Raw genomic sequence first — 22,315 nt, 5'->3', positions numbered from 1 at the left:
TAAGCCGCTTAATAATCTGTATTTTTGTACATTCAAATTTAAAGAATAAAATGAGACAAATAATTATAGAGCCTACCGAAAACCCGAAAGTGATGAAGTTTGTAGCCGACTACAACCTTATTCCGGGTTCTCTGGAACTGGACAGGTCTTCAGATATATCAGAAATTCCGCTGGCACAGGAACTTTTCAACTATCCTTTTGTAGACAGGATGTTTATTACAGCCAATTTTATCGCTGTGGCCAAACAGGACAGTGTAGAGTGGGATATGGTGGCCGAAAGTCTTAAGAATGTCATCGAGGATGAATTACTGGCCAATCCACGCATCTATCTTCAAAAGAGAAAGGAGATGTACCAGATTTATGCTGAAATGACTCCCAATCCAAATGTAATGAAATTTGTTTCGAACCGACTGCTGCTGGATGGGTTTGTGGAAGTGAAAAGCAGGGACCAGGATTTAGACGTTCCACTGGCTAAAGCCGTGTTTGAGGAATTTGATTTTGCCAGGGAAGTCTTCATCTCTGATAATTTTGTGGCAGTAACAAGGGATGAATCGGTGCAGTGGCATGAAGTAATGGTCGCCGTTCGCGCTTTTATTGCCGAGTACCTTCAGAATGGCGGCTCCATTTCCAATATTACAGCACAGAAACATGAAAGTCCCGTTGAAAATATCATCAAAAGGGAATATACGGACCAGGAGCAGAAAATTTCTGACATTCTGAATGAATATGTAGCGCCGGCAGTTGAAAATGACGGCGGTAAAATCTCCCTGTTAGAGTACGACGCCTCTACCAAAACAGCTAAGATGTTGCTTCAGGGCGCATGCTCAGGATGTCCAAGCTCTACGGCCACACTGAAAGGCGGAATTGAAAACCTGCTGAAACAGTTTGTTCCGGAACTTGTGGAGCAGGTGGAGGCTGTGAACGGTTAACAGCCACTTGTCCAAGTCCTATTTTTCTATACCTCCTGATGAAAATATTTTCAGAACCATCAGCAAATTAAGTTTCCAAAACATTAAAAATAAAAAATTGCAAGATATCAACAGTCAGGCGTCAGGAATGCCTACACGCAAAGGTATTTTACTTGTTAATCTGGGTTCTCCGAAATCTACAGATGTCCAGGATGTAAAAGAGTATCTGGATGAATTTCTGATGGACGAAAGAGTGATTGATTACAGATGGTTTTTCCGGAGTTTGCTCGTGCAGGGAATCATCCTGCGCACGCGGCCGCCAAAGTCTGCTGAAGCCTATAAAACGGTCTGGACACCGGAAGGATCGCCGCTGATTGTTATAACCAAACAGATTCAGACAAAATTACAGAAGCTTGTGGATGTGCCGGTGGAAATAGGTATGAGATATGCCGAACCCAGCATTGAAAACGGTATCCGCAGCCTTACTGAGCAGGGCGTTACCGATATTGTGCTGTTCCCGCTTTACCCACAGTATGCCATGAGTACTACGGAAACAGTTGTAGAAAAAGCCGAAGAGGTCCGGAAAAAGTTCTTCCCGGGAGTCAGAATCAATTATGTGCAGCCTTTCTATAACCGTGATATTTATATTGACTGTCTGGCTGAAAGCATCCGCGAAAAGCTGCCTGAAAATTATGATGCGCTGCAGTTTTCCTACCACGGTGTTCCGGAAAGGCATATCTATAAAACGGATCCTACCAAAACCTGCAACCTGAACGACTGCTGTTCACGCGATACCAATCCCAGTCATCAGTTTTGCTACAGGCATCAGTGCTTCAAAACTACGGAGTCAGTCATTGAAAGGCTAAATATCCCAAAGGAGAAAACTATTGTTACCTTTCAGTCCAGATTGGGCAACGATAAATGGATTGAGCCTTACACCGACGAAACTCTGGAAAACTTACCGAAGAAAGGGATTAAAAATCTCGCGATCGTTTGTCCCGCCTTTGTTTCGGACTGTCTGGAGACGCTGGAAGAAATTTCCGTGGAAGGCAAAGAGGAATTCATGCATGCCGGAGGCGAAAATTTCCACTATATTCCGTGTCTTAACGATGAAGACCGCTGGATTGAAGTAGTGAAGACCCTTTGCGAAGAGCGGCTGGAAGATTTTTTTCTGGTCTGAGCTAGCGAACCGGCGTTCTGAATTCGCCGTAACCCATAAGACCGTCATAGTTTCGGCCAAAAGGAGTGTAGTAAAGATACGCCTGGTACAAGTTTTCGGTTTGCCAGAAATTACCGTTGATTTCGCCGAAGTTTAACTGTCCGCCGGGAGGCCTTGTGGCCAGGATGTAATTGTAGAAACCCTGTTTCAAATATATCCTGCCAACGTACATTCCTCTTCCTTCATCATATGTCATCTGGTTTTCTTTCCCCGGTTTAAAATCGTTAAAAGCACCCAGGACAAAGATGTCTTTATCCATTTTGTGCGATTCCAGGGTGAAATGTACCCAAGAATAATCGGCCTCATTGTCGGCATTCCGCTCAATACCCAAATCATTTCTACGGAAATAGAAAGCGCCGTTTACATCAGGTTGATACTGATAGTTCTCCGGATAGGCCCATACGGGATGAAGATAAGTATAGTTGGTTCCGTCAATCTGCTCCGTGCCCGATACCATGTCTATTGCCTGATCAATTATTTTATTGTCGAAATAATAAAATTCCATGTTTCCGGGGAATGCAAGGTTCATCTGCTGGAACATTATGCGGTTACCCAAAGTTGTCGTAGGTCTCAGATTATTAAGAGCCATATTTATATTGTTGTTCTGCACCACCGAAAGACTTACGGAATTCAAATTCTGAAGCAGAGCCGGACCGCTGGCCTGCACTTCAACCCTCTGGTTGATCTGCGGGTTCCGGGCGTCGGTGGTTCGGCCTACCAATACACCTACTTCGGCCGCAGATTCAGTGACCGAGAATCTCTTTGTGAACACCGGCCTGCTGGCACTGTCGGTATAAACCACCAGCTCGTAATTACCTGAGATCTTTGGTTTTATTTTTTCGTTTGGAATGGTAAGCGTGTAATTGGTATATTTCTGTAAAGTGTTGAATGAGTATCTGAAATCATCGATCAGCGCGTTCAGGCTGCCCTGTGCATATTCCGTGAAAAAAAGGCCGTCGTCCTTCCAGTTCCGGTCCAGATGCCGGATTGTGTATCTGTACGCGGTGCTGGAATTGGAAAAATCGTCAAACTTCAGAATGAGTCTTTCATTAAAGCCAATTACAGGTGTTTCATCGTTGGTTTGGGGGTTGAAAAGCTGTATACTGCGGATGTCCTGTCCGAAAATATAAACCGACAGAAACAGTAAGGTTATAGTTAATGGTTTCATCTCCACGAAGATAACGAAAATTACACCAACTGGTTAAGGGTGGTGCTGCACTCTTACAGATATTCGTATTTTTGCTTTTTATAAAACAAAGCAATGCTTCATATAAAATCTTTCGTCTTTAATCCTTTCTCAGAAAATACCTACATCATTTATAATAACGAACGGCGGGCTTTTATTGTGGATCCCGGCAATTTCAGTGATGCGGAAACACAGCAACTTCAGAATTTTATCGGCGAAAATGGCTTAACCGTTCAGAATATTCTGCTGACCCATGCGCATATCGACCATGTGCTGGGTTTGCAGTGGGCACACGATACCTATAAAGTTCCCGTGAAGCTGCACGAAATTGAAAAGGAGATTTTGGACCGCAATCCTATGGATGCCAACCGTTTCGGTTTCTTTTTCAAACCTTTCAGCGGCGAACTTAAATTTCTGAAGGAAAAAGAGATGATTTCCCTGGGTGAAGATCAACTGGAAGTTTTTCATGTGCCGGGCCACTCCCCCGGAAGTGTTGCCTATTACAGTAAAGAAAGCGGTCTGACTCTTTCCGGCGATGTACTCTTTGAAGGCAGCATCGGTCGGACGGACTTATATAAGGGAAATCATGAACAGCTGATCGCAAGTGTCAGCGAAAAGCTCTTTACCCTTCCCGACGATACCAAAGTATACAGTGGGCACGGTAATCCTACCACCATAGGTTTTGAAAAGCAGTATAATCCTTTTTTCAGATAAAGTAAACGCACCCAATCGGGTGCGTTCAGTTTTATTTCCATTTGATGTTACATCCCATACTGGGCCGCTGCATTTCTTCCTGAGGTGCTCCGGCAAGCAGATTTTCAAAAGCAACGATCAAATCCTCGCCGGTAACTTCCTTTTGGTTACCCGGCCGGCTGTCGTCCATCTGCCCGCGGTAAACAAGATCCAGTTTGTCATCAAAAAAGAAAAAATCCGGGGTACAGGCTGCATCATAAGCTTTTGCAATGGCCTGGCTTTCATCGTACAGATATGGAAAGTCAAATTTTCTCTCCACCTGAAACTCGGTCATCTTCTCCGGAGCATCAGCGGGATACTTTTCAGCATCATTCGCATTGATCGCGATAAACTCAATTCCTTTATCATTGTAATCCTCGTACAGTTCCGCCAGTTTATCAATTACATGTAATACGAAGGGACAGTGGTTGCACATAAAAATTACAAGAGTTCCTTTTTCACCTTTCAGTTCATCCAGCGACTGAAGTTCGTTGGAGTGTGAAGGGTTAGGAAGTTCGAAGAAGGGAGCCTTAGTGCCCAATTCAAGCATATTGGAAGGAGTGTTTGCCATTACTTTCAGTTTTTTGGTTTGATGTTGTGATTCAACAGCAAAGATAAGGATTCCTGCAGTGAATTTTCGTAGTTTACCCAATGTATATCCTCTTCTTTACGATACCAGGTCAGTTGTCTTTTGGCAAACCTGCGCGAATTTTTCCTGACCTCATCAAGTGCAAAATCAAGTGTCCATTCACCATCAAGATATCTGAAAAGCTCTGTATATCCCACGGTTTGCAGTGCGGTGAGGTCGCGGTACGGAAGAAGTGACTGAACCTCTGCCAGCAGCCCTTTCTCCATCATCTGCGTCACGCGTTGGTTGATGCGCTCATAAATGTTTTCACGCGGAGCCTCGATTCCGATACGGATCACTTCAAAATCGCGCGGATCCGTTGGCTCCGCAATATTTTCAGTGTACGTTTTCCCCGTCTGCCAAATCACATCCAGCGCGCGCAGCAGCCGGCGGTGATTATCTCTGTCCACAATTTCAAAGTAAGCAGGGTCTTCTTTTTGAAGTAAGGCCTGTAATGCAGCAATTCCACCTTCTTTAAACAGGGCTTCCAGTTTTTTCTGATTCGTTTCATCAGCCTCCGGCAGACTGTTCAGTCCGTTAATGACGGCTTTTTCGTACATCATGCTGCCACCCACCAACACCGCAACATCGTGCTTTCCGAAAAGTTCAGAAATCCGTTGAAGGGCGTCCCGCTCATACTGACCAATGGAATAATAATCCTTTACCGAGAGGTTTCCGATGAAATGATGAGGTACAGCAGCCAACTCTTCAGACGAGGGGGCGGCCGTTCCAATGGGCATTTCACGAAAAAACTGCCGCGAGTCGCAGGAGATGATTTCGGTGCCTAAATATTTTGCAATATTGATGGCAAGCGTGGTTTTCCCAATTCCTGTAGTCCCAACGATGGAGATTAACTTTTTCACGCTGCAAATTTCCTTAATTTTTTTCAGAAATGCACATTCCCGAATTAGCCGCGCCGGGTCCGCAGTTTCCCTCAATAATCTTTATCTTTGTTACCTAATTACATTCTATGATTTTATCCATGACCGGCTTCGGCAGAAGCGAAGGGGGCTTAGAAGGCAGAAAAATTACAGTTGACATCAAATCGCTGAACAGTAAAGCTTTTGACCTTAATATCAAGATGCCGCAGCGATACAAAGAAAAGGAGTTTGAAATCCGTAAGGTGTTGAACGACCGCATTATGCGTGGTAAAGTGGACTGTTACATCAACCTGGAGACTACCGCTGTGACCGGTGATACCAGCATTAATTCGGAACTTGTAAAATCATATATGGCTCAGCTAAAAGCGGTAGCCGCAGACGGTCCCGACTTTGAGTACCTTAAAATGGCCATCAGGATGCCGGACGCTACAACAGCAAAGAATGAGGAGGTCACCGAAAGGGAATGGCTCCTGATCAGTGAACTTGTGGACGAGGCATTAACGAAATTTGAAGAATTCCGCAAGACTGAAGGCGATATCCTGCACGAAGAGCTTAAGCGGAATATCCATAATATAGAAACCTATCTTTCCATGGTGGTTCCGTATGAAGGAATCCGACTGGAAGCAGTGAAAGAGCGCTATCAAAACACGCTGAAAGAGTTCGGAAATATTGATGAGACAAGATTTTATCAGGAACTGGCCTATTATACCGAGAAACTGGATATTTCAGAAGAAAAAGTGCGCCTGATACAGCATCTGAAGTACTATACCGAAGTTATGAAGAACGAAAACCTTAACGGTAAAAAATTAGGTTTCATCTCTCAGGAAATAGGGCGCGAGATCAACACGCTGGGTTCCAAGGCAAACCATGCAGAGATCCAGAAGCTTGTGGTAATGATGAAGGATGATCTGGAGAAGATTAAAGAGCAAACCCTGAACGTTTTATAAAAATACTTATCCCCAAAGATGCAAAAAGTGATTATTTTCTCGGCACCCTCCGGTAGTGGTAAAACCACCCTGGTGAAACACTGTCTGGAAACTTTCCCGCAACTGTCGTTTTCTGTCTCCTGCACTACACGCAGTCCGCGAGGGGAGGAGAAAAATGGTATAGATTATCATTTCATCAGCCCAGACGAATTCCGTACACGGATCGCTGAGAATGCTTTTGTGGAGTATGAGGAAGTGTACAATGACAAATATTACGGTACCCTAAAATTTGAAGTGGAGCGCATTTGGGAAGAGAATAAGACGGTCATTTTTGATGTGGATGTTAAAGGCGGAATTGCCCTGAAAAAGTATTTTGATGATAAAGCCATCTCCATTTTCATTATGCCTCCGTCCATTGAAGAATTGGAGAGACGGTTGCACCTTCGCGCTACGGACGATGCTGAAACAATTGTAAACCGTGTGGCGAAAGCCAGTGAAGAAATGAGCTATAAAGATCAGTTTGATGAGATTTTGGTTAATGATGATCTCCAGGTGGCCAAGGATGCCGTAGTTAAGGTAATTGAAAATTTCCTGGCTTCATGAAAATTGCCATCGTGGGTTGTGGTTGGGTTGGTGTAAGGCTTTCTGCTTATCTGAAGCAGAAGGGGCATCATTTAATTGCTACTACAACCAGTCCCGAAAAAGTACAGCAACTGAAGACTGTCGCTTCCCAGGTTTATTTGTTTGACTTTACAAATACTGAGGAAATTCCGGCGTGTGAGACTCTGGATGCGGTGATTTTCAGTATGCCGGCAGCGAGCCCTAATTGGCATGCCGGCTTTAAGAAACTGGAGCTGGAAACAAATCATTCCGTTTTTTTCAGTTCTACAGGAATTTATCCGCAGCAGAATGGTGTTTTCACAGAGGAGAATAAGGAAGGTCTGAGAGCAGATCTTGTAAGCGCTGAAAGAACAGTGTCCGCAAAATATCCTCAAACGATTGTTCTTCGTTTGGGCGGAATTATGGGTGATGGACGGTCGCTGCAAAACTTTTACCGCAGCAAATCACCGCCTGATCCGGAAAAGTTGGCAAATCACATCCATTTTACGGACATTATTCTTGCTGTTGAAGCTGTTTTGAACAGTCCACCTGCCGGTGAAACATACAATCTGGTGGCTCCGGTACACCCAACAGTCGGGGAGATTCTGGACCTGGAAGTTCATAGAAGCGATGACTCAGCCGATGGAGTAAATGGCCGCATCATCAGCTCTCAGAAGTTCATTGACGATTTTAATTATACATTTAAACATCCTAATCCTAAATATTTTTAGCATGAGTACCGAATTTTTAGATAAAGCAAAGGCAAATCTCCCGGTCAGGGGATTTCTCAACATAGAAAATGTGGTCATTCCGCAAGGTGAAGCGTTGGTGCAGGCCATTCTGGACCTTAAAAAAGAAAAGAATGCCGTCATCCTGGCGCATTATTATCAGCCACCCGCCATCCAGGACATTGCTGATTTTTTGGGTGATTCACTGCAACTGGCCAGACAGGCAAAGGATACCGATGCAGATATGATCGCCTTCTGTGGCGTGCATTTTATGGCTGAAGCTGCCAAAATCCTGAATCCCACCAAGAAAGTGGTGTTGCCGGATACCCAGGCAGGCTGTTCACTGGCAGACGGTTGTAGTGGTGAAGGTCTGCGGGCTATGCGTGCCAAATATCCTGATGCGCTTATTGCTACCTACATCAACTGTAACGCGGAGACCAAAGCAGAATCCGACATAATTGTAACAAGCTCAAATGCCGAAACCATTATCCGGTCCCTTCCGCAGGACAGGCCTATCATCTTTGCTCCGGATAAGAATCTGGGTGCGTGGTTAACCAAGAAGACCGGTCGCGATATGATTCTCTGGGACGGCAGCTGTATCGTTCATGAAGCTTTCTCCATGGAAAGGATTGCCTCACAACTTGCTCAGAACCCAGATGCAAAACTTATTGCCCACCCCGAAAGTGAATCTGCCGTTCTTGATCTGGCACATTTTATCGGTTCAACTTCGGCACTGCTTAATTATGTGGAAAAAGATGACAGTCAGAAATTTATCGTAGCTACTGAAGAAGGAATTCTGTATGAGATGAGAAAGCGTGCCCCGCACAAAGAGCTTATTCCTGCATTGGTTTTTGATGAAAGCTGCAACTGCTCCGAATGTTTTTATATGAAACGGAATACAATGGAAAAACTTTATCTGTGTATGAAGTATGAGTTACCTGAAATTCTGATTGATGAAGAGTTGCGCCTTAAGGCATTAAAACCTATTGAGGCCATGCTTGAAATGAGCAAGACGATAAAGTGATCTGATTCAATGATTCAATGATTTGATGATTCAGTGATGAGTTCGTCTGTTCACAGCTGATCTCCGTGAATTATAGGATAACTATTTATAAAACAGAAGAAAGAGCATATGACCTCAAAAATACTGCTGGAAAACCTGAAGATCTACGCTTACCATGGTGTGCTTCCGGAGGAAACGCTTACCGGCACCTATTATTTGCTGGATGTGGAGTTGCATGCGGATCTCTGGAAGGCATCGGCAACCGACGATCTGGCTGACACCGTTAATTATGCGGAAATAAATTCCGTAATTCATAAGGAGATGAAAATCCCCTCAAAATTGCTGGAGCATGTAACTGCAAGGATTATCAACAGACTTCAGGACGAATTTAACCAGCTAACATATATCCGCATAAAACTCACCAAGACTAATCCACCAATGCAGGGTGAAATGGACGGGGTGAGTGTGGAGCTGGCAAAAAGTTTCAGGTAACAAGCCATTTAAGACTGCAAAACTTAGTGATGCAGGGGGCTTACCCTATATTTTCTGAAATAATTTTTTTAAATTTAAATAAAACCCTATATTTGCACACCAAAATGGTTCTTTGGCCGAGTGGCTAGGCAGTGGTCTGCAACACCACGTACAGCGGTTCGAATCCGCTAGGAACCTCTAAACCAGCAGTTTTTACTGCTGGTTTTCATTTTTATGAACATTTAATTTATTTAACATTTTGTTAACACCGCTTTGGTTTCACATTTGGCATACTTTTATCTGAAAATAGAAAGTTGCATTTAAAATTAAAGTTATGAAAAATATAATAGCAGCAGGTGCAGTATCAATCATGATGCTTACAGCCTGTCAAAAAGAGGATAAAGTAGCCGAGAAATCTCTGGAGCAGCAGAAAATAGAATTCCAGCAGCGTCAGTTAGAGATTGAAAAGCAAAAACTGGCTATTGAGAAAGAAAGAATGGCGTACGAGACACAGAAAAAAGCTGACAGTGTTGCCCAGGTGCAACAGGCAAGACAGGCCTCCGCAGCATCAGCCAGAACCAATGTGGTGCGTGAAACCAGAACTGTTTACGTGGATAATACTCCTCGTTACTCCAGCAATAGCGGATCATCTTCCGGTAATGCAGGTACCGTTCAGCAGGCTCCCCAAAGACAGGGAATGAGTCACACAGCCAAAGGTACGGTCGTAGGTGCTGTAACAGGTGCCGCAGCTGGTGCTTTGCTTAACAAGAAAAACAGAGGTGGTGGCGCCGTAGTTGGTGGTATCATTGGTGGTGCCAGTGGTTATGTAATCGGACGACAGGTTGATAAGAAGCAGGGACGTATCCCACAATAATAAGAACATTTTAAATACAGGGGCCGCATGCAGCGGTCCTTTTTTTATCCCTTCCTCCGGACTGCCCTGTACTCATGCAGTCCGCATCCAACTTTTCCTTAACTTTGTACTATGTTCAATCTGGGGAATTTTTTAACGCTTTGCACCTTCGGTGAAAGTCACGGACCGGCATATGGCGGCATCATCACCAACTTTCCGGCGGGTGTGTCCGCTAATCTTGAAATGGTGCAGCATCAGTTGGACCGACGGAAACCCGGGCAGTCTAATATTGTCACCCAAAGAAAGGAAAGTGATAGGGTACAGTTTCTTTCCGGGATTTTTGATGGCCAAACTACTGGCACACCCATTGGATTTATCATTCAAAACGAAAATCAGAAAAGCGGGGATTACGAGCATCTGGCACATTCTTACAGGCCCAGCCATGCCGATTTCACTTATGACCGCAAGTTCGGGATCCGGGATCACCGCGGTGGCGGCAAATCCTCAGCACGTGAAACAGTAAACTGGGTCGTGGCTGGAAGTTTAGCACGCCAAATTCTGCCTGCTGAAGTTACAATTGAGGCTTATGTTTCTTCAGTTGGTGACATTTTTTGCGAAAAACCCTATCAGGACCTGGACCTGTCAAAAACAGATGAAAGTGATGTACGCTGTCCTGATCCCGTTACAGCTGAAAAAATGATCAGCCGGATAAAGGAAATAAAAAAAGAAGGCAATACGATTGGCGGAACCATTACCTGTGTTATCCGTAATATGCCTGCCGGCATAGGCGAACCTGTGTTTGGGAAACTACAGGCTGAACTTGCTAAGGCCATGCTGAACATCAATGCCGCAAAAGGTTTTGAATATGGAAGCGGATTTTGCGGCGCCCGAATGACAGGTAAAGAGCATAATGATCTTTTTAATGAAGATTTCAGTACTAAGACCAATCTTTCCGGTGGAATACAGGGTGGTATCTCAAATGGGATGGACATCTATTTCCGTGTGGCTTTCAAGCCAGTGGCTACCCTGTTGCGGAACCAGCAAAGTGTAGACCGACACGGGAATACTGTAACCGTAGAGGGAAGGGGACGTCATGATGCCTGTATCTTACCGCGCGCCGTGCCTATCGTGGAAAACCTTGCCGCCTTTGTGCTGGCAGACCTTTATCTCATCAATAAACTCAGGAAGATTTAATTTTAGCAATTAATTGATAAACAGGAATTAAAATGGAAAAATACTGGCAAACCGCACTGTCTTTTGAAGAATATATGGACGAGGCCCAGCGCCGTGCTACCGAGACATCAGAAAAAGATGATTATTTTGAATATTATGAACTGGGGCTGCACCGCATGGAGCGCACACTCAAGACCTTTAAGCCTGATGCGGAATTGCTTGAGAACTTTAAGGCTAAGCAGTTCAAAGGCCGGATTTTAATTATTTCTGAACCCTGGTGTGGTGACGCAAGTGCTACGGTTCCGGCAGTTGCTGAATTTTTTGATGCAGCCGGCGTGCAGGTCAGGATTTTTCTGAGGGATTCCGACACTACACTGATCAATCAGTATTTAACAAATGGAACACAGTCCATTCCTAAGGTTCTCGTCCTGGATGAAGAGTTCAATGTAACTGCAGTCTGGGGCCCACGGCCACAATACGGCAACCAGTTGCTGGCTAAATTCAAGGCGGACGAAGCAGCTTATCCGCGTGAGCAGTTTTATAATGACCTGCAGGTATATTATGCCAAAAACAGGGGTAAAGACGCTATTGAGGAAATACTTAAACTAATTTGAAAATGAGGTTTTTACGTAAGAATTTAATTTTTATAGTCCTCCTTTTAGCCGCGGGAATCGCAGTAGCCGTTCCCGGAGTACGACAGTACCTGCAGGAACAGTTTGTTCCGGTGGCTACGGTGCAGGAGGCTGTAACGGTAGATGACGCGGATTATGATGTGGTCCTGAAAGGTATTAATACAACAAGCACAAATCTTAAGAATTTTAAAGGAAAAAGATTGCTCTTCCTCAATTTTTGGGGTACCTGGTGTAAGCCATGCCGCGAGGAGTGGCCTTCTATTCAGAAACTGTATGACAGCCGCAAGCACAACATGGATTTTGTGCTTATCGCAATGATGGATAAGGAAGAGGATGTGAGAAAATTTATGAAGGACAATAATTATACGGTTCCTGTTTACATTGCCGAAAGTCCCATTGACGGCAAGATCCTGCCTAAAGTTTTTCCTACCACTTTTGTTCTGGACGCAAACGGGCGAATTCTTCAGAAGGAAACCGCCACTAAGGATTGGAACGCCGCGGAAGTACATTCATTTCTTGATAAGTTTACAAAGGCAGAGAAGTAATTTTATACTTTGTTAACAGGTATGCGATCAGCGTTGGCAGGCTAATTGTTTATTTCTTTTCTTAGAAAAATATAACACCAATAATGAAATATTCTAAAATTGAACTGGCTAAACAGGCCATTAAGCACAAAGGTTTCATAAAAAAGATTCCGGACATTATCCGGATGGTCAATTACTGGAGAAAAGGTATGTATCCCGTAAATGCAGTAGATATCATTCTGCCGCTATTGGGCCTACTGTATGTTATTTCGCCAATTGATCTGCTGCCGGAAATCGCCATTCCTGTTTTGGGTGTGGCTGACGACCTGGCGGTTTTGTCGCTGGCCTTACCCAAATTACTGAAGGAAGTAGATAAATTCCTCCTTTGGGAAGCTGAGAAGATTGGAAATACCAGGAACATTTCTGATGCTGAAATAATAGACTAATATCACAGCCCGCCACAGCGGGCTGTTGCATTTAAAGATTTTCCGACCTGTTAAGTTCTTCGGTAGGATTATATATTAATGGATAGTCCGATAAATTATTTATTTTTATAAAAAATTACCATGAGAATTGAGTCTGTGAGTGTAGAAGATTACCTGAGCAAGGTGCCGGACGAGCGTAAGCCAGCAATGCAGAAACTTTATGAAACAGTGAAAGAAAATCTTCCGCCGGATTTTGAGGAGGCTGTAAGTTATGGTATGATGGGCTGGAATGTCCCGCTGTCGGTTTATCCGAACGGTTATCACTGTACACCCGGTGAGCCGCTTCCATTTCTGGGTATGGCCTCGCAAAAAAATTTCATTGCATTTTATCATATGGGAATCTATGCCAGTCCCGAACTGCACGACTGGTTTGTTGCCGAGTATCCAAAACACTGCAAACGAAAGTTGGACATGGGGAAATCGTGCATCCGCTTCAAGAAGCCGGAAGAAATTCCTTTTGAACTTATGGGGCAGCTGGTCCAGAAGATGACTGCGCAGGAGTGGATCAGTTTATATGAAGGTAATCTGAAGAAATAACAGGTTAGCAGGAAGTTTTCGGATTATCAAACATATCGGACTGGTCTTCAGAGGTGGTGTCCAGACATTTCAGGTCTTTTTCAACAAGAAGAAACAGGCCGCCTTCCTGTCCGTTTTCGGCATAGTCCTGTACCCCTATTTCCTCTGTATAGATCAGGGTACAAAGTTTGTCGTGCGGCAAATGTACAGTCATTTTACCCTCAGAAAAGCTGCAGTACATCCTGGGTGCTTCGGTATTCTTCTGTAGTATGTAGGTAAAGATATTCCCGGGTGAAATTACTGTCGATTCTGAAACGTTACCTGTTTCTCTAAGTGCCTGCACGTCGCTTTTTGTGAGGCGTAAACGAACGCTGTTGCCTTTAATTCTAATTTTCATGAGATAAATATAACGATTAGTAATTTAGGCGGTCAGCACCGCAGTAGATATTTGCGTTTCCGTTTTTCAGGAATCCGATCAGGGTAATGCCAAATTTTTCTGAAGTTTCCACCGCCAGTGAACTGGGTGCGCCAATGGCGCAAATAACCTGAATTCCGACCATAGCAGCCTTTTGCACGAGTTCAAAACTTGCCCGTCCGCTCAGAAGCAGGATATGCTGCTGCAAAAAAAACTCTTTCTCATTCCATTTCAGCAGTTCTGCGCCTATAAGTTTATCTAAAGCATTATGCCGGCCTACATCTTCGCGAAGCGTAATTAATTCTCCCTGAAAATCAAAAAGCGCGGAAGCATGGATGCCACCTGTTGAATTGAACATTTCCTGAGCCGTCCGCAGTTTTCCGTTTAGTTCAAATAAATGCCGGATGTATAATTTTCTGTCATCGATCTGCGCAGGTGTTCTGCAAACCTGCATAATGGCCTCAATACTTTCTTTACCGCATACACCGCAGCTGCTGGTCGTATAAAAATTTCTTTTCACCTTCTGAAGATTATGTTCCAGGCCCGGCTTCAGGTAAACAGTGGTCTGATTGTCACCGGTGTTTTTATAAGGTGGGTCGGCCAGGTCGTTGGCAGAAGAAATAATGCCCTCGGTAAACAGGAAGCCTATGGCCAGTTCGCCGTCATTGCCGGGGGTTCTCATCGTTACCGACAGGGGAGTGGTTTTCCCGCCGGCGGTTACCGAAATCTCAAGCGGTTCCTCTACTGCAAGAATATCTTTTTTTGCGTCTACCGAGGTCCCAAAATCACTGATTTTATAGATGGTCACTTCTTTTGTCATGTTTTTTTCTGTTTGTTACGCATTTCTGAAATCAGGATCCGATTTTAGTTGCAGGTATTCCTGCTCCGTGTTGATGTTCAGCATAAATCCCATATCCGCAAGTTCCACTTTTACTGTTTTAATCTCCCCGAGAAATTTATTTAATGAGTTTCCGCCGGCTGCGGCGAACTTTTTAAGTTTTGCCACGGCTGCGGGCTCCAGAATGGAAACCAGCGGCTCCTTTTGACCCTTCACGCTGAAACAGACCGCTTCCGAGTGACCGTTACGGGCATTCCAAAGTTCTATCAGATGCTCCGTTTTAAGCAGTGGATAATCAACAGCTACAATAAAGCAGCCCTGATCAGAACCTTCCAGACAGCTAAGAATGCCGGTGAGGGGTCCTTTGTCATTGTATTGCGGATGGTCTGCACACCAGAGAAAAGTGTCTTTGCAACACCACTTGTCACCCTGGTGCTGATTTACGGAAATCATTACTTTCTCACAAAAACTCCCCAGCATCCGGTGCACCATTTTCCACTGAGGCAGGTCTGCATACTGCAGCAAAGCTTTATCCATTCCCATCCTTGTACTCCTACCGCCGCAAAGGACAATTCCTTTAAGTTCAGGCAGGAGCTGTCCTTTTAAACAGTTCTTGGGAAAAATTTTTACTTTTTCTAGACTGTACGTTCGGATGAATTCGTTAACGAGAGTGGGTCGTACTACAAAAAGCAGTTTGGCGGGATGAGGTTCAGAATTTATAATTTCCGTGACAAATCTATGAAAACCTTTTCCCTGCGACAGTTCCAAAGGACCAACTTCATCAACGATAAGCCATTCATAACCCTTTTGAAGCTGCTTTTGTAAAACTTCATAGGCCCAGTTGAATGCCGTTTGCGAAAACCTGAAGCGGCCTACTCTAAGTGAACCCTGCGGCGTTTCCTGTAGTTGCTTTTCACCTGTAGAAATATCCAGGAAATGGCGTCTGCCGTTAATCACGGGTGATAAAATTCCACCGGCATTAGGGTGGTCTGCCGCCCATTCGGTCAGCATTGTAGTTTTTCCTGAGCCTGTATGGCCGGAAAGTATATAAATATTCTTACAGAAAGCCATCAGCTAAATGTAGTGAATTTTCACTCCTCACAGAACAGTGCGAGTGCCATCCATGTAAGCAGGAAAATTTTCACCTTTTTAAGGTAAGAATTTTCACCTTCTGCGTAAAGATATGCGGTCCTGGCGTGGTTCCTGAATGCGGGCACAAAAGCAAGTACAGCCTGAAGATTTCCGGGATTACTGTTTCTTGTGCGGTCCTTCCACCGGGTGAGAAAATAAGTGAAAAGTGGATTTATAATCAGGTAGATAAGTGCCAGCGCGGCAAATGTGCGCAGCAGAGAATAGACTGCCTTATTCACCGAGCCTGAAAATGCAAATACCGTAACAATAAATAAAAGTATGGACATGATCCCCAAAAGTTTCATCTTATTTTTTTTCTTCCTTTTTGGAATTTCCGGCGCTGTTACCTTCACTGTTTGGTATCTTAATTCTTCCGCTCTTTTCCTGATGGCTACCGGTAATGCTATTGAATAGACGCCTGCTAAGATTCCGCCACAAAAATAGATCAGACAATATCCGCCCACAATAAATAGCGGTAGATGTTCCAGGCCCTGAAGCCCAAACTGCTTTGCCAGTGAAGTCAAAAATTCCTGAAAGGCCTCCCAAAGATTTTTACCGAAAATTAAAATCAGCATCAGAAGTTTCTGCAGGGCGCTTTCCATTAACGCAATAATACCGTAGAAAACAGATGACAGACAATTCACCCGGAAAAGCGAATAGATCAGGGCGCCTGCCAAACCCTGAAAGAGCACTGCTACATAGGCTGTAAGAGGTGAATGCGGACTGGCAATGGCTTTTATAAGTACAACGGTAAGCGTAGCCTGCACAATGGTCCGGAACTTCCGGTCGGAATGCGAAGCCAAAAAAGTGACAATCATCACGGCAAAACTGCCCAGAATCAATCCGCTGAAGGGAAGTTTCATCGCATGAAACAGGCCGCCCAAACCGCTTTCGCTTACCGCCCATAGTGCCGTAAGTCGCGTAATAAGGTTTGAAGCTTGATGTTTCGCTGTTATTGCCATGTACAAAAAATGCAGCCTGATGCTGCACTGATGAATTATATTCTGATAATATCGGCACCGATTGCCCTGAGGCGGCCGTCTATATTTTCGTATCCGCGGTCTATCTGCTCAATATTCTGAATGATGGACTGCCCGGTTGCAGACAGGGCTGCGATCAAAAGTGCATTACCAGCCCTGATATCCGGGGAAATCATGGTAGTACCGCGTAGTGGTGATTCATGGTTCAGACCTACCACGGTAGCACGGTGTGGATCGCAAAGGATAATCTGCGCACCCATATCAATCAGCTTATCAACAAAGAACAGGCGGGATTCAAACATTTTCTGGTGTACCAGCACCGTGCCGTGCGCCTGGGTGGCAACTACCAGAACAATCGATAATAAGTCAGGTGTAAAGCCGGGCCAGGGTGCGTCTGAAACTGTGAGTATGGAACCGTCTATAAATTTCTGGATTTTATACTGCTCCTGAGCGGGTATGTAAATATCTTCACCTGACCTTTCCAGCTGGATTCCCAGTTTTCTGAAGGTGTTCGGGATGACGCCCAGGTGATCCCATTCCACATTCTTAATGGTGATTTCAGACTTGGTCATGGCGGCCAGTCCGATCCATGAACCTATTTCCACCATATCCGGAAGCATGGTATGTTCGGTACCGTTCAGATGAGAAACCCCTTCAATGGTGAGCAAATTGGAGCCTATTCCGGAAATTTTGGCACCCATTCTGTTAAGCATATGGCAAAGCTGCTGAAGGTAAGGTTCGCAGGCAGCGTTGTAAATTCTGGTAAGCCCTTTAGCAAGCACAGCGGCCATAATGATGTTTGCAGTACCGGTTACGGAGGCTTCTTCAAGCAGGATGAATTTTCCGGTAAGCTGTTTTGCTTTCAGGCAATACCAGGCTTCGGCCTCATCATAACGGAATTCAGCTCCCAGTTCCACAAATCCCTGGAAATGGGTGTCCAGACGGCGGCGTCCGATCTTATCGCCTCCGGGGGTAGGCATATAACCTTCGCCAAACCTGGCCAGCATGGGCCCCAAAAGCATAATGGAACCGCGCAGTTTGGCACCGTCTTTCTTAAATTCAGCAGATTTTATATAGTCAAAATTGACGCTGTCGGCCTTAAATGAGTAATCGCCGTGCGCGTGCTTGGTAATCTTTACACCGAAGTCGGCAAGGATTTCAATCAGCCTGTTTACATCGTGAATGTCCGGAATATTTTTAATTCTGACTTCGTCCTCTGTAAGCAAAACGGCACACAGAATCTGTAGTGCCTCATTTTTTGCGCCCTGCGGAGTGATTTCGCCCTGCAACTGTTTTCCTCCCCGAATCTGAAATGTTCCGCTCATTATTTCCTTCTGTTTTGGTTTTGTTGGTTTCGGTGACGGTTTGGATTTTTAGAGTTTTGAGTTTGCCCCTGGCCTTTTTGGTTTTTATTGCGGCTGGTATTGTGGTAAATCTTGCTTTTTTCCAGCGATTCCAGATTTGTAAGATCCAGACGGTCATCCGAAAGTTCCTTTAGGTGCCTGAAGATTACATCGTCCGTAACATGTTCCTTATTGTAGATGTTGTAGGACTTTTTCATATTGTTGGCAATCACTTCAATCAAAGCTTCCTTTTCCTCACCTTCTTCCAGTTCAATGGCTTTGTCGATAAGCTGTAGAATGCTTTTGCCGTAAAATTTGAAATCGCCCTGAAGTTTTGGATATTCCATTCTCTTGGGTTTCTCTGCCAGCTGCTCACGCGTAGGTATCGGGTAGGGCGAGGTAACATCCAGGTCATAATCTGCAAGTATGAAGAGGTGATCCCAAAGTTTGTGCTTATAATTCTCCTCATCGCGAAGCTGTGGGTTTCTCTGACCCATAAAATCTACGATGGCCACCGCCATTTCGTCCCGCTCTTCTTTATTCTCAAGTTCCTTGCAGCGCTCCACCAGCTGCTGTATAATACGGCCGTATTCCGGCATATGAAGTTGTGTTCGGTCGGTGTTGTATTCCATAGCTGCAAATATAATGTTTTGTTGGATGTCTAAATCCCAAGGAAAAGTTAAGAGATAAATTTCCTGCGCTGCTCGGGAGTGGGCAGCAGGCAGCTTTCGGTGGCCAGACGCTGTCTGTTGGCAGCTATTCGGTCGTAGATGATATCCGTTACTCCTGCCGGAAGAAAATTTAACCTGGCCAGCATACCATATGTGCCGCCGAGTATTTTAGCGATTTCCAGTACCGCTTTGGATTTAATGAGATAAAAACCCTGAGGTTTCCAGAGATAGAGTGTATTGAAATTCTTCGTTTCCAGTCCCCTTTCTTTCAGGAATTTCTGCCCAAAATCGGATTGAAGGGAAGCAAACATAAAGTGGTCCCTGGTATCACGGGCGAGGATCCACTGCACCCAAAAATTGCAGAAACCGCAATCGCCGTCATAAAGAACGTAGTATTTTGTAGAATCAATATTTTCCATCGTTTATTTCACTTCTTCGGCCGGCAGACTGTACTCCAAACGGATGTCTCCTTCCACCTTTTTGAAATATTTAATGATTTCATTACGCTGGGCCTTAGTGAACTGCGCTTCGGGATGTCCCAGTTCGTAGGAATCCAGCGGCATTTCACCCGTCTGAACCATTTCGGCCGCTTCGAAAAGCTTGTGTGCCTGGCGTTTCGGTTCATAGGTGGCGAATGTGGAAAAGTTCAGCTCTTTGCGGCCTTCGTCAATATGGTCCTTCAAAAACCATGCGACAGGTTGAATATTTGTGTACCAGGGGTATTTTGTTTCGTTGCTGTGGCAGTCGTAACAACCGTTCCGGATCAGCGTGGCGGTACTTTCCGGAGTATTCTTGATGGTCAGAAAGTCCATGCCTTCGTTGGTAGGCGGGTTTTCACGGTCGATGGGGAAAAACTGAATAATGATGAAAGCCATCAGCAGGACAACAAGTACTTTTTTCATGGGAAGATATTCTCAGGTGAAATTACGAATATTAACGTAAAAAACCGGATTTCGCGATTTAAACCTATCTTTGCAAAAATTTTTGGGCTTCAAAAGTTGAAGTAACCCATTAATAATTATATTATTAAACAAAATTTCATGAGCAATATAGTTGCAATCGTTGGGAGGCCCAACGTAGGAAAATCCACACTGTTTAACCGTTTGCTTGAAAGAAGGGAGGCGATAGTTGATGCCACTTCAGGAGTTACGCGTGACCGTCATTACGGAAAGTCGGACTGGAACGGTGTAGAATTTACGGTTATCGATACAGGTGGTTACGAGGTAAACACAGAAGATATCTTTCAGGAGGAAATATCAAAGCAGGTACAGCTGGCAATTGACGAAGCTACGTCCATCATTTTCATGCTTAATGTGGATGAAGGGCTTACCGATACCGACCAGGAAATCTACGAAATGCTGCGCCGCTCCAAAAAGCCAGTATATATTACGGTTAACAAGGTTGATTCTGCCAAAGAAGAACTGGCGGCTACCGAATTTTATCAGTTGGGTATTGACAGGTACTTCACAATGTCATCCGCGTCCGGTTCCGGAACAGGTGAGCTGTTGGATGCCATTGTTTCGGAGTTTCCTACAACCGAATATAAAGACCCCTTTGAAGGTCTGCCCAAGATCACGATCGCGGGGCGGCCTAATGTTGGAAAATCTACACTTACCAATGCACTGCTGGATGTAGAGCGCAATATCGTTACCGATATCGCGGGTACCACCCGGGATTCAATCCAGACGCTTTACAATAAATTCGGCTACGAATTCGTACTGGTGGATACGGCAGGTATGAGACGTAAAGCAAAGGTGAAGGAAGACCTGGAATTTTACTCCGTAATGCGTTCCGTACGTTCCATTGAATATTCAGACGTTGTAATCATCATGGTGGATGCCACGTTAGGTTGGGAATCACAGGATATGAACATTTTCGGTCTGGCACAGAAGAACCGTAAAGGGATTGTGATCGTGGTGAACAAATGGGATTTGGTAGAAGACAAAAGTACCAATACCACGCGCGATTTCGAAAATCAGATCAAAGAGCGCATCGGCCAGTTTACCGATATCCCGATTCTATTCGTATCGGCACTTACGAAGCAGAGAATCCTGAAAACTGTAGAAGTCGCTATGGAAGTGTATGAAAACAGAGCCAAGAAAATCAAGACTTCAAAACTGAATGAGGTAATGCTTCCTGTTTTTGAACATACACCGCCACCCGCAACAAAAGGTAAGTTTGTAAAGATTAAATATTGTGTACAGCTACCCACGCCAAGTCCGCAGTTTGTATTTTTCTGCAACCTGCCGCAATATGTAAAGGAGCCCTATAAACGTTTTGCTGAAAATCAGCTTCGTAAGCACTTTGGTTTTACAGGTGTTCCAATCGAAGTATATTTCCGACAAAAATAGGTTTGATCTGATGATGTGTTAATTGGGTAATGTGGTGTTAAAACGGATAGCAAATGGAAGCCAGGAATGAAATATTAGAATTGAGTGTTCAATTCGCTTTAGACATCATGGCATTCACTGACGTTCTTGAAACCAAAAGGAAGTATGTAATTGCCAATCAATTGCTGAAGTCCGGCACTTCAATCGGAGCAAACGTTCATGAGGCACAAAGTGCAGAAAGCCGGGCAGATTTTGTTCATAAGATGAAAGTGGCTGATAAGGAGGCAAAGGAGACCGGCTATTGGCTGTTGCTTTGTCAAAGATCAACGGGTTTACCTTCTGCTGAAAATTTGCAAATAAACTTACTCAGCATTCAGAAGCTCTTATCAAAAATAATATCAACTTCAAAAAAGGATATATAAGTGTTTAGAGTGGAAGTCACCTGTATCGCATGATCAAATCATCCAATTATCAAATCATCACATCATTATGACCACAGTTTTATCCAACCAATTTTCCCTCGTCAATACCTGGATCAATGAGCTCCGCAACATCGAAGTTCAGAATGACCGACTGAGGTTCCGCAGGAATATGGAGCGTATCGGCGAGATTGCTGCTTTTGAGATCAGCAAACATCTGGAGCAAAAGGAAATTGAAATTACCACGCCTCTGGATAAAATCCGGGTGAAGGAAATAGCCGTTCAGCCGGTGCTTACAACCATTTTAAGGGCTGGGGTACCTCTGTTTCAGGGAATCCTGAACTATCTGGACAAAGCGGACTGTGGTTTTGTAGCGGCTTACAGGAAGCATGACGCCAATGATTATTTTTCCATCAAACAGGATTATCTAACCTGCCCGAATATAGACGGCCGCCCGCTTATTGTGGCGGACCCTATGCTGGCAACCGGTGCAAGTCTTATTGAAGCCATCAAGGATCTGCTGAATCATGGCCGGCCTACCCAGCTGCATATTGTGGCAGCCATTGCCTCAGAACAGGGCCTGGAAACCATCCGTGCGGCATATCCCGACGCTTATATCTGGGTGGGTGTCGTTGATGAAAGTCTGACCTCGAAAGGATATATAAGCCCTGGTCTGGGCGATGCCGGTGACCTTTCCTATGGTGAAAAACTGCAGCGCTGAGT

The 22,315-nt window shown here is 44.6% G+C and carries 28 protein-coding genes and 1 tRNA gene; 18 read left to right on the top strand and 11 right to left on the bottom strand.

The window, feature by feature from the left end:
* The first annotated feature begins 50 nt into the window (after positions 1 to 50).
* Complete coding sequence (locus F7R58_RS09920; RefSeq protein WP_158064766.1) at positions 51 to 929, top strand: NifU family protein; 879 nt, start codon at positions 51 to 53, stop codon at positions 927 to 929.
* Between the two features lie 127 nt (positions 930 to 1,056).
* The gene (hemH, locus tag F7R58_RS09915) at positions 1,057 to 2,088 is read left to right on the top strand and encodes a ferrochelatase (RefSeq protein WP_158065463.1); all 1,032 of its coding nucleotides are present in this window, start codon (positions 1,057 to 1,059) and stop codon (positions 2,086 to 2,088) included.
* 1 nt (position 2,089) lies between these two features.
* Here hemH and F7R58_RS09910 read toward each other — a convergent pair whose 3' ends face one another.
* Positions 2,090 to 3,295 (bottom strand): type IX secretion system plug protein domain-containing protein, encoded by a 1,206-nt coding sequence (locus F7R58_RS09910; RefSeq protein ID WP_158064765.1) that lies wholly within the window; start codon positions 3,293 to 3,295, stop codon positions 2,090 to 2,092.
* Between the two features lie 93 nt (positions 3,296 to 3,388).
* Here F7R58_RS09910 and F7R58_RS09905 point away from each other — a divergent pair, with 93 nt between their 5' ends.
* On the top strand, positions 3,389 to 4,027 hold the full coding sequence (locus tag F7R58_RS09905; RefSeq protein WP_158064764.1) for an MBL fold metallo-hydrolase: 639 nt from the start codon (positions 3,389 to 3,391) through the stop codon (positions 4,025 to 4,027).
* Between the two features lie 31 nt (positions 4,028 to 4,058).
* Here F7R58_RS09905 and F7R58_RS09900 read toward each other — a convergent pair whose 3' ends face one another.
* Positions 4,059 to 4,616: a thioredoxin family protein gene (locus tag F7R58_RS09900; protein WP_158064763.1), complete on the bottom strand. Its 558-nt coding sequence runs from the start codon at positions 4,614 to 4,616 to the stop codon at positions 4,059 to 4,061.
* A 5-nt stretch (positions 4,617 to 4,621) separates the two neighbouring features.
* Positions 4,622 to 5,536 (bottom strand): tRNA (adenosine(37)-N6)-dimethylallyltransferase MiaA, encoded by a 915-nt coding sequence (gene miaA, locus F7R58_RS09895; protein ID WP_158064762.1) that lies wholly within the window; start codon positions 5,534 to 5,536, stop codon positions 4,622 to 4,624.
* Positions 5,537 to 5,643: 107 nt separating this feature from the next.
* Here miaA and F7R58_RS09890 point away from each other — a divergent pair, with 107 nt between their 5' ends.
* The 12 genes from F7R58_RS09890 (at position 5,644) to F7R58_RS09835 (ending at position 13,486) form a co-directional block, all read left to right on the top strand.
* A complete protein-coding gene (locus tag F7R58_RS09890) occupies positions 5,644 to 6,501 on the top strand; it encodes a YicC/YloC family endoribonuclease (protein WP_158064761.1) in 858 nt (285 codons plus the stop codon).
* Between the two features lie 18 nt (positions 6,502 to 6,519).
* Entirely contained in the window at positions 6,520 to 7,083 is a 564-nt protein-coding gene (gmk, locus tag F7R58_RS09885) for a guanylate kinase (RefSeq protein ID WP_158064760.1), read from the top strand.
* Positions 7,080 to 7,811 carry a hypothetical protein gene (locus F7R58_RS09880; protein WP_158064759.1) on the top strand — a complete coding sequence of 244 codons (732 nt, stop codon included), beginning with the start codon at positions 7,080 to 7,082 and terminating at the stop codon, positions 7,809 to 7,811. Before gmk ends, F7R58_RS09880 begins: the two co-directional genes overlap by 4 nt.
* Position 7,812: 1 nt before the next feature.
* Positions 7,813 to 8,832: a quinolinate synthase NadA gene (nadA, locus tag F7R58_RS09875; protein WP_158064758.1), complete on the top strand. Its 1,020-nt coding sequence runs from the start codon at positions 7,813 to 7,815 to the stop codon at positions 8,830 to 8,832.
* Positions 8,833 to 8,940: 108 nt separating this feature from the next.
* On the top strand, positions 8,941 to 9,303 hold the full coding sequence (gene folB, locus F7R58_RS09870; protein WP_158064757.1) for a dihydroneopterin aldolase: 363 nt from the start codon (positions 8,941 to 8,943) through the stop codon (positions 9,301 to 9,303).
* 106 nt (positions 9,304 to 9,409) lie between these two features.
* A tRNA-Cys gene (locus F7R58_RS09865) sits at positions 9,410 to 9,480 on the top strand.
* A gap of 136 nt (positions 9,481 to 9,616) precedes the next feature.
* Positions 9,617 to 10,156: a glycine zipper domain-containing protein gene (locus tag F7R58_RS09860; RefSeq protein WP_158064756.1), complete on the top strand. Its 540-nt coding sequence runs from the start codon at positions 9,617 to 9,619 to the stop codon at positions 10,154 to 10,156.
* A gap of 111 nt (positions 10,157 to 10,267) precedes the next feature.
* Positions 10,268 to 11,329 (top strand): chorismate synthase, encoded by a 1,062-nt coding sequence (gene aroC / locus F7R58_RS09855; RefSeq protein WP_158064755.1) that lies wholly within the window; start codon positions 10,268 to 10,270, stop codon positions 11,327 to 11,329.
* 32 nt (positions 11,330 to 11,361) lie between these two features.
* Positions 11,362 to 11,922, top strand: coding sequence for a thioredoxin family protein (locus F7R58_RS09850; protein ID WP_187695230.1), 561 nt, complete (start codon positions 11,362 to 11,364; stop codon positions 11,920 to 11,922).
* Positions 11,923 to 11,924: 2 nt separating this feature from the next.
* On the top strand, positions 11,925 to 12,485 hold the full coding sequence (locus F7R58_RS09845) for a TlpA family protein disulfide reductase (protein WP_158064753.1): 561 nt from the start codon (positions 11,925 to 11,927) through the stop codon (positions 12,483 to 12,485).
* 83 nt (positions 12,486 to 12,568) lie between these two features.
* Positions 12,569 to 12,910 carry a YkvA family protein gene (locus F7R58_RS09840; protein ID WP_158064752.1) on the top strand — a complete coding sequence of 114 codons (342 nt, stop codon included), beginning with the start codon at positions 12,569 to 12,571 and terminating at the stop codon, positions 12,908 to 12,910.
* Between the two features lie 120 nt (positions 12,911 to 13,030).
* Entirely contained in the window at positions 13,031 to 13,486 is a 456-nt protein-coding gene (locus tag F7R58_RS09835) for a DUF1801 domain-containing protein (RefSeq protein WP_158064751.1), read from the top strand.
* Between the two features lie 4 nt (positions 13,487 to 13,490).
* Here the strand turns inward: F7R58_RS09835 and F7R58_RS09830 are convergent, their stop codons facing one another.
* Genes F7R58_RS09830 through F7R58_RS09795 form a run of 8 tightly spaced genes read right to left on the bottom strand, consistent with a single transcriptional unit; the run spans position 13,491 to position 19,745 of the window.
* Positions 13,491 to 13,862, bottom strand: a complete 372-nt coding sequence (locus tag F7R58_RS09830; protein ID WP_158064750.1) for a DUF7009 family protein — start codon at positions 13,860 to 13,862, stop codon at positions 13,491 to 13,493.
* Positions 13,863 to 13,878: 16 nt separating this feature from the next.
* Positions 13,879 to 14,700, bottom strand: a complete 822-nt coding sequence (gene fdhD / locus F7R58_RS09825) for a formate dehydrogenase accessory sulfurtransferase FdhD (RefSeq protein WP_158064749.1) — start codon at positions 14,698 to 14,700, stop codon at positions 13,879 to 13,881.
* Positions 14,701 to 14,715: 15 nt separating this feature from the next.
* Entirely contained in the window at positions 14,716 to 15,789 is a 1,074-nt protein-coding gene (locus tag F7R58_RS09820) for an NTP transferase domain-containing protein (protein ID WP_158064748.1), read from the bottom strand.
* Between the two features lie 20 nt (positions 15,790 to 15,809).
* Positions 15,810 to 16,811 (bottom strand): hypothetical protein, encoded by a 1,002-nt coding sequence (locus F7R58_RS09815; RefSeq protein ID WP_158064747.1) that lies wholly within the window; start codon positions 16,809 to 16,811, stop codon positions 15,810 to 15,812.
* Between the two features lie 35 nt (positions 16,812 to 16,846).
* Complete coding sequence (gene murA, locus F7R58_RS09810) at positions 16,847 to 18,154, bottom strand: UDP-N-acetylglucosamine 1-carboxyvinyltransferase (protein ID WP_158064746.1); 1,308 nt, start codon at positions 18,152 to 18,154, stop codon at positions 16,847 to 16,849.
* Positions 18,154 to 18,804 (bottom strand): DUF4290 domain-containing protein, encoded by a 651-nt coding sequence (locus F7R58_RS09805; RefSeq protein WP_158064745.1) that lies wholly within the window; start codon positions 18,802 to 18,804, stop codon positions 18,154 to 18,156. The genes murA and F7R58_RS09805 overlap by 1 nt, the downstream gene beginning before the upstream one ends.
* A 47-nt stretch (positions 18,805 to 18,851) precedes the next feature.
* Positions 18,852 to 19,262: a thiol-disulfide oxidoreductase DCC family protein gene (locus tag F7R58_RS09800; RefSeq protein WP_158064744.1), complete on the bottom strand. Its 411-nt coding sequence runs from the start codon at positions 19,260 to 19,262 to the stop codon at positions 18,852 to 18,854.
* A gap of 3 nt (positions 19,263 to 19,265) precedes the next feature.
* Complete coding sequence (locus F7R58_RS09795) at positions 19,266 to 19,745, bottom strand: heme-binding domain-containing protein (protein WP_158064743.1); 480 nt, start codon at positions 19,743 to 19,745, stop codon at positions 19,266 to 19,268.
* A gap of 138 nt (positions 19,746 to 19,883) precedes the next feature.
* On the opposite strand from F7R58_RS09795, the gene der reads away from it, so the two are divergent.
* The 3 genes from der to upp all read left to right on the top strand — a co-directional run bounded on the left by der (position 19,884) and on the right by upp (position 22,313).
* The gene (gene der / locus F7R58_RS09790; RefSeq protein ID WP_158064742.1) at positions 19,884 to 21,194 is read left to right on the top strand and encodes a ribosome biogenesis GTPase Der; all 1,311 of its coding nucleotides are present in this window, start codon (positions 19,884 to 19,886) and stop codon (positions 21,192 to 21,194) included.
* 53 nt (positions 21,195 to 21,247) lie between these two features.
* Positions 21,248 to 21,595 carry a four helix bundle protein gene (locus tag F7R58_RS09785; RefSeq protein WP_158064741.1) on the top strand — a complete coding sequence of 116 codons (348 nt, stop codon included), beginning with the start codon at positions 21,248 to 21,250 and terminating at the stop codon, positions 21,593 to 21,595.
* A gap of 67 nt (positions 21,596 to 21,662) precedes the next feature.
* Positions 21,663 to 22,313 carry a uracil phosphoribosyltransferase gene (upp, locus tag F7R58_RS09780; protein ID WP_158064740.1) on the top strand — a complete coding sequence of 217 codons (651 nt, stop codon included), beginning with the start codon at positions 21,663 to 21,665 and terminating at the stop codon, positions 22,311 to 22,313.
* Positions 22,314 to 22,315: the final 2 nt, after the last annotated feature.

Source organism: Chryseobacterium sp. (assembly GCF_008831505.1).
Taxonomy (GTDB): Bacteria; Bacteroidota; Bacteroidia; order Flavobacteriales; family Weeksellaceae; genus Marnyiella.
Note: the sequence above shows the minus strand (reverse complement) of the source record. Positions and strands in the feature narration are given on the sequence as shown.

Coding starts and splice junctions, on each gene's coding strand:
- F7R58_RS09910 (WP_158064765.1), bottom strand. CDS start 3,295: ATGAAACCATTAACTATAACCTTACTGTTTCTGTCGGTTTATATTTTC.
- F7R58_RS09795 (WP_158064743.1), bottom strand. CDS start 19,745: ATGAAAAAAGTACTTGTTGTCCTGCTGATGGCTTTCATCATTATTCAG.
- F7R58_RS09840 (WP_158064752.1), top strand. CDS start 12,569: ATGAAATATTCTAAAATTGAACTGGCTAAACAGGCCATTAAGCACAAA.
- fdhD (WP_158064749.1), bottom strand. CDS start 14,700: ATGACAAAAGAAGTGACCATCTATAAAATCAGTGATTTTGGGACCTCG.
- F7R58_RS09805 (WP_158064745.1), bottom strand. CDS start 18,804: ATGGAATACAACACCGACCGAACACAACTTCATATGCCGGAATACGGC.
- F7R58_RS09900 (WP_158064763.1), bottom strand. CDS start 4,616: ATGGCAAACACTCCTTCCAATATGCTTGAATTGGGCACTAAGGCTCCC.
- F7R58_RS09820 (WP_158064748.1), bottom strand. CDS start 15,789: ATGGCTTTCTGTAAGAATATTTATATACTTTCCGGCCATACAGGCTCA.
- F7R58_RS09785 (WP_158064741.1), top strand. CDS start 21,248: ATGGAAGCCAGGAATGAAATATTAGAATTGAGTGTTCAATTCGCTTTA.
- F7R58_RS09905 (WP_158064764.1), top strand. CDS start 3,389: ATGCTTCATATAAAATCTTTCGTCTTTAATCCTTTCTCAGAAAATACC.
- F7R58_RS09880 (WP_158064759.1), top strand. CDS start 7,080: ATGAAAATTGCCATCGTGGGTTGTGGTTGGGTTGGTGTAAGGCTTTCT.
- F7R58_RS09860 (WP_158064756.1), top strand. CDS start 9,617: ATGAAAAATATAATAGCAGCAGGTGCAGTATCAATCATGATGCTTACA.
- F7R58_RS09800 (WP_158064744.1), bottom strand. CDS start 19,262: ATGGAAAATATTGATTCTACAAAATACTACGTTCTTTATGACGGCGAT.
- F7R58_RS09920 (WP_158064766.1), top strand. CDS start 51: ATGAGACAAATAATTATAGAGCCTACCGAAAACCCGAAAGTGATGAAG.
- F7R58_RS09830 (WP_158064750.1), bottom strand. CDS start 13,862: ATGAAAATTAGAATTAAAGGCAACAGCGTTCGTTTACGCCTCACAAAA.
- der (WP_158064742.1), top strand. CDS start 19,884: ATGAGCAATATAGTTGCAATCGTTGGGAGGCCCAACGTAGGAAAATCC.
- aroC (WP_158064755.1), top strand. CDS start 10,268: ATGTTCAATCTGGGGAATTTTTTAACGCTTTGCACCTTCGGTGAAAGT.
- murA (WP_158064746.1), bottom strand. CDS start 18,154: ATGAGCGGAACATTTCAGATTCGGGGAGGAAAACAGTTGCAGGGCGAA.
- F7R58_RS09890 (WP_158064761.1), top strand. CDS start 5,644: ATGATTTTATCCATGACCGGCTTCGGCAGAAGCGAAGGGGGCTTAGAA.
- hemH (WP_158065463.1), top strand. CDS start 1,057: ATGCCTACACGCAAAGGTATTTTACTTGTTAATCTGGGTTCTCCGAAA.
- F7R58_RS09850 (WP_187695230.1), top strand. CDS start 11,362: ATGGAAAAATACTGGCAAACCGCACTGTCTTTTGAAGAATATATGGAC.
- folB (WP_158064757.1), top strand. CDS start 8,941: ATGACCTCAAAAATACTGCTGGAAAACCTGAAGATCTACGCTTACCAT.
- upp (WP_158064740.1), top strand. CDS start 21,663: ATGACCACAGTTTTATCCAACCAATTTTCCCTCGTCAATACCTGGATC.
- F7R58_RS09845 (WP_158064753.1), top strand. CDS start 11,925: ATGAGGTTTTTACGTAAGAATTTAATTTTTATAGTCCTCCTTTTAGCC.
- F7R58_RS09815 (WP_158064747.1), bottom strand. CDS start 16,811: ATGGCAATAACAGCGAAACATCAAGCTTCAAACCTTATTACGCGACTT.
- F7R58_RS09835 (WP_158064751.1), top strand. CDS start 13,031: ATGAGAATTGAGTCTGTGAGTGTAGAAGATTACCTGAGCAAGGTGCCG.
- nadA (WP_158064758.1), top strand. CDS start 7,813: ATGAGTACCGAATTTTTAGATAAAGCAAAGGCAAATCTCCCGGTCAGG.
- gmk (WP_158064760.1), top strand. CDS start 6,520: ATGCAAAAAGTGATTATTTTCTCGGCACCCTCCGGTAGTGGTAAAACC.